This window comes from Candidatus Sodalis sp. SoCistrobi, from assembly GCF_900143145.1.
Taxonomy (GTDB): domain Bacteria; phylum Pseudomonadota; class Gammaproteobacteria; order Enterobacterales; family Enterobacteriaceae; genus SoCistrobi.
Window position 1 is genome coordinate 1 of the sequence record NZ_FRDB01000245.1, and the last position, 4,125, is coordinate 4,125.

At 55.8% G+C, this 4,125-nt stretch carries 4 protein-coding genes and 1 pseudogene; 3 read left to right on the top strand and 2 right to left on the bottom strand.

Annotated elements, in window-relative coordinates:
- Window positions 1–821: 821 nt before the first annotated feature.
- The gene (locus CINSTRO3249_RS13620; protein ID WP_074013666.1) at window positions 822–1,103 is read right to left on the bottom strand and encodes a YcgL domain-containing protein; all 282 of its coding nucleotides are present in this window, start codon (window positions 1,101–1,103) and stop codon (window positions 822–824) included.
- Window positions 1,104–1,237: 134 nt separating this feature from the next.
- Here CINSTRO3249_RS13620 and minC point away from each other — a divergent pair, with 134 nt between their 5' ends.
- Genes minC through minE form a run of 3 tightly spaced genes read left to right on the top strand, consistent with a single transcriptional unit; the run spans window position 1,238 to window position 3,028 of the window.
- A complete protein-coding gene (gene minC / locus CINSTRO3249_RS13625; protein ID WP_074013667.1) occupies window positions 1,238–1,921 on the top strand; it encodes a septum site-determining protein MinC in 684 nt (227 codons plus the stop codon).
- A gap of 21 nt (window positions 1,922–1,942) precedes the next feature.
- Window positions 1,943–2,755: a septum site-determining protein MinD gene (gene minD / locus CINSTRO3249_RS13630; protein ID WP_074013668.1), complete on the top strand. Its 813-nt coding sequence runs from the start codon at window positions 1,943–1,945 to the stop codon at window positions 2,753–2,755.
- Between the two features lie 3 nt (window positions 2,756–2,758).
- Window positions 2,759–3,028: a cell division topological specificity factor MinE gene (gene minE / locus CINSTRO3249_RS13635; RefSeq protein ID WP_074013669.1), complete on the top strand. Its 270-nt coding sequence runs from the start codon at window positions 2,759–2,761 to the stop codon at window positions 3,026–3,028.
- Window positions 3,029–3,432: 404 nt separating this feature from the next.
- On the opposite strand, the pseudogene CINSTRO3249_RS13640 reads toward minE, so the two are convergent.
- Window positions 3,433–3,996: pseudogene (locus CINSTRO3249_RS13640) on the bottom strand (HRDC domain-containing protein); the annotation flags it as partial.
- Window positions 3,997–4,125 lie beyond the last annotated feature (129 nt).

Here is a 4,125-nt window from a genome sequence, read left to right on the forward strand (position 1 = left end):
TGCTCATGCTGAGTTTCCAGCACTAGATTAACTGCCCGTTCACGGACTTCCGGAGAGTAACGTTTGGTCGTTGTCATAGAGACCTCCACTTTTAAAGTATAGACTCTAATTTATCCGGGGTGATTCAAGAGCGGCGGTGATATCGCGTCATAACAGGCGCCGATGTCTTGGTCACAAGAGCCGCTAATGCCACCGTTGGCGGCGGCGATGATGCGCGGGTGTATTGAAGCCGCATACCCTGCTCGCGGGGAACAACAGGGCAGCCGGCGCCCTACAGTAAGCGGCTCATTTTCCGCCGCTGATTTGGCGCCTGAGCGGTCAGCGTCCGACGGCAATCGGCTCATTTTCCGCCGCTGGGTAGGCGCCTGACCGGTCAGCGTCCGACGGCAATCGGCTCATTTTCCGCCGCTGGGTAGGCGCCTTACCGGTCAGCGTCCGACGGCAATCGGCTCATTTTCCGCCGCTGGGTAGGCGCCTTACCGGCGGCGCCCGGCGGCAAGCGACTCATTGTCCGCCGCTGGGTTGGCGCCCGACCGGCCGTCGTCCGACGACAAGCGGCTCGTTGTCCGCCGCTGGGTTGGCGCCCGACCGGCCGTCGTCCCGTACCGAACCTAAAAACGCCCTGGGTTTTTTGAGTGAAAGACGGAGAGAAGGCATCTATAAAAGTGACGTTGTCACCCATTAGTCACATAGCGTTGTCGTTTAGACTGTAGCGAAACAGCAGGTTGCTGCTGTCAGGGCAAAGGGCGACATCGCCTTGGGCATAATTGATTCAGCCACCAGGATGCGACGGTGGTTATTCCGCCGCGTTAATACATGGGTTAATGATCAGGTTTTTTTTCAGCGCGTTGATGCCGGGTCAATAAATTTTCCACCGGCGGAGGGACTTGAAGATAGAACCCTTGCTCTTTAAGTAATTCTTTTACTTTTCCTATATCCGCAGAAGCCAGTTTTTTGCTACCGTCTAAGGGTAAAATCATTGAGAATAGCGGTTTGCCGAAGTGTGCCATTAAGTCGGCCGGAACGCGGGTGAAATCCTCTCGCCTTTCGACAAAAAGATAGGTTTGATCCTGTTTTGAACTTCGATAGATCACACAAAACATATTTTTTACTCTATTTACGTGGTCTGGTGTCTTGCCTGTATATAGCGGTAACTATAACATGCATGCAGTACTACGGAATATCGCCTCCCGTGACGAAACGGGAAATTACACGTGCTAAGACTGAGTCAGGATAGATGTCGCAAACGCCAATTGAGTTGAAAGGCAGTAATTTTACTTTATCGGTAATTCATGTGCATGATGCGCAGCCAGAGGAAATCCGTCGGGCGATAGAAGAAAAAGTCGAACAAGCACCTGGATTTTTGAAAAATGCGCCGGTGGTCATCAACGTCGCCGGTCTGGGTCGTGACACCCCCTGGGAGTCCGTGTCGCAGGCGGTGCTGGCCACCGGTTTGCACGTCGTCGGCGTCAGCGGCTGCAGCGACAGTAAACTCAAACAGGCCGTGGTGCGCAGCGGGCTGCCGCTACTGACCGAAGGCAAAGCGCCGAAGCGCAGCGTCGCTCAGGTACCCGCCCCAACGCCGGCGGCGGTCAAAACGCGGCTTATCAACACGCCGGTGCGCTCCGGGCAACAAATTTACGCCCGCAACAGCGACCTGATTGTCACCAGCAGCGTCAGCGCCGGCGCCGAGCTAATCGCCGACGGCAATATTCATATTTATGGCATGATGCGGGGCCGCGCGCTGGCCGGTGCGTCGGGCGACGGAGAGTGCCAGATTTTCTGTACCCATCTCTCCCCCGAACTCGTATCAATTGCTGGCCAGTATTGGCTGAGCGATCAAATACCGGCCGCGTTTGCAGGCAAAGCCGCGCGTTTATGTCTGCAGGACGGCACGCTTACCATTCATCCTTTAATTTAGCCCTTGACAAGGAATCCATTTATGGCACGCATTATAGTTGTTACTTCGGGTAAAGGGGGCGTTGGCAAGACCACATCGAGCGCGGCCATCGCTACCGGTTTAGCCCGCAAAGGAAAGAAAACCGTAGTGATCGATTTCGATATCGGGCTGCGAAATCTTGATTTGATTATGGGCTGTGAACGCCGGGTGGTCTATGACTTCGTCAATGTCATCCAGGGTGATGCTACGCTCAATCAGGCGCTGATTAAAGATAAACGGACCGAGAATTTATATATCCTGCCGGCGTCCCAAACGCGGGATAAAGATGCCCTGACCCGAGAGGGTGTGGAAAAGGTGTTGAATGATTTAGGCACCATGGAATTCGATTTTGTCGTCTGCGATTCACCGGCCGGTATTGAAACCGGTGCCCTGATGGCGCTGTATTTTGCCGATGAAGCCATTATCACGACCAACCCGGAAGTTTCGTCGGTGCGTGACTCCGACCGTATTCTGGGCATCCTGTCATCCAAATCGCGCCGCGCCGAAAATGGCCTGGAGCCGATTAAAGAGCACCTGCTGCTGACCCGCTACAATCCCGGACGCGTCAACCGCGGCGATATGCTCAGCATGGAAGATGTGATTGATATTTTGCGCATTCCTCTGGTAGGTGTGATCCCTGAGGATCAATCGGTGTTACGGGCTTCCAACCAGGGTGAGCCGGTGATTCTTGACGAGGAATCTGATGCTGGCCAGGCCTATTCAGATATGGTTGATCGCCTGTTAGGAGAAGAACGTCCCTTCCGCTTCATCGAAGAAGAGAAGAAGGGATTCCTGAAACGCCTGTTTGGGGGATAAACCATGGCATTGCTTGACTTTTTTCTCTCCCGTAAAAAATCGACAGCCAATATAGCCAAGGAACGGCTGCAGATCATTGTGGCCGAGCGGCGCAGAGGCGATAACGAACCGCACTATCTACCGCAGCTGAAACGTGACCTGCTTGAGGTCATCAGCAAATATGTGCAAATCGACCCCGAAATGCTCTCGGTGCAGCTGGAGAAAAAGGATGGGGATATCTCTATCCTGGAGCTGAATGTGACCTTGCCGGAAACGGAAGAAAGTACCAAATAGCCGTCGGCGCCTGACGTTCCTCCTGCTCACCGGCAGGGGGTCTGCCATTATGCGCCAGCCGCTGGCGCTGCGCGCCCGGGCCTGTGGCGGCACACACCGTCCGTTGATGCCTGATGTTCGCGCTGACGCCGGGACGGGAAGTCCCGTCCGCGCGTAACTGTTAGCCCGACGCCATAAGGCCGCCGCCGGCCATTGATGCCCGGCGAGCACAGGTTTTTTGCCCTACACGAGCGCGTGTTGCTCTCGCCCTGACGCTAAAGTGTTCTGATCCCGCCGCCGGCCATTGACGCCCGGCGTTAACGATCCCGTGCTATCTTGAGGCGCGTTTCGCTCTCGTCCTGACGCCCTAATCGCCCGTGATCCCGCGCCGGTCACGCAGGTCCGGCGTCCGTGCCACCTGCCATTTAGAGGTGCGTTTCGTTCTTGTCCTGACGTAATATCGCCCGTAATTCCGCGCCAAACAGCGCGCCGCGCCAGCCGCTGATTAATTCCGGTTCCCGCGCAGGCGACGTTACTCCCCATGCTACGCTGATTAAATGGTTAATCTGACGACGCGACGCCAGCAATTCGACGCTGAGCCCCGTCTTGGAGGCCGTCAATTGGATCTGCTCTTTCAGCGCTTTGAACATCTGCCGATAGCCGGGACTGTCGATAAGGTTCAATACCGGGGCGGGCAAATCCTCGTCCGGCAGGGCCTGCGCCTCTTGCACCTTGGCCAGAAGGGCCCGGCCGTGGTAGCGGATTTCGGGCCCGCTCAGACCAAGCTGTTCCAATTCGCCAAGAGACCCCGGCATATAGCGCGCCACCTGCCACAGATGCTCTTCGCGGACGACGAAATTGACCGCCATATCACGCTCACGGGCCTTGTTCAGCCGCCAACTGGCCAGGCGCTGCAAACACGCCAGTTGACGCGTGCGCAGTTGCCAGGCGTTAGCGATATCCCGATCGGTTACCTCACGACGCCGCTGGCTGAATCACCCCGGATAAATTAGAGTCTATACTTTAAAAGTGGAGGTCTCTATGACAACGACCAAACGTTACTCTCCGGAAGTCCGTGAACGGGCAGTTAATCTAGTGCTGGAAACTCAGCATGAGCA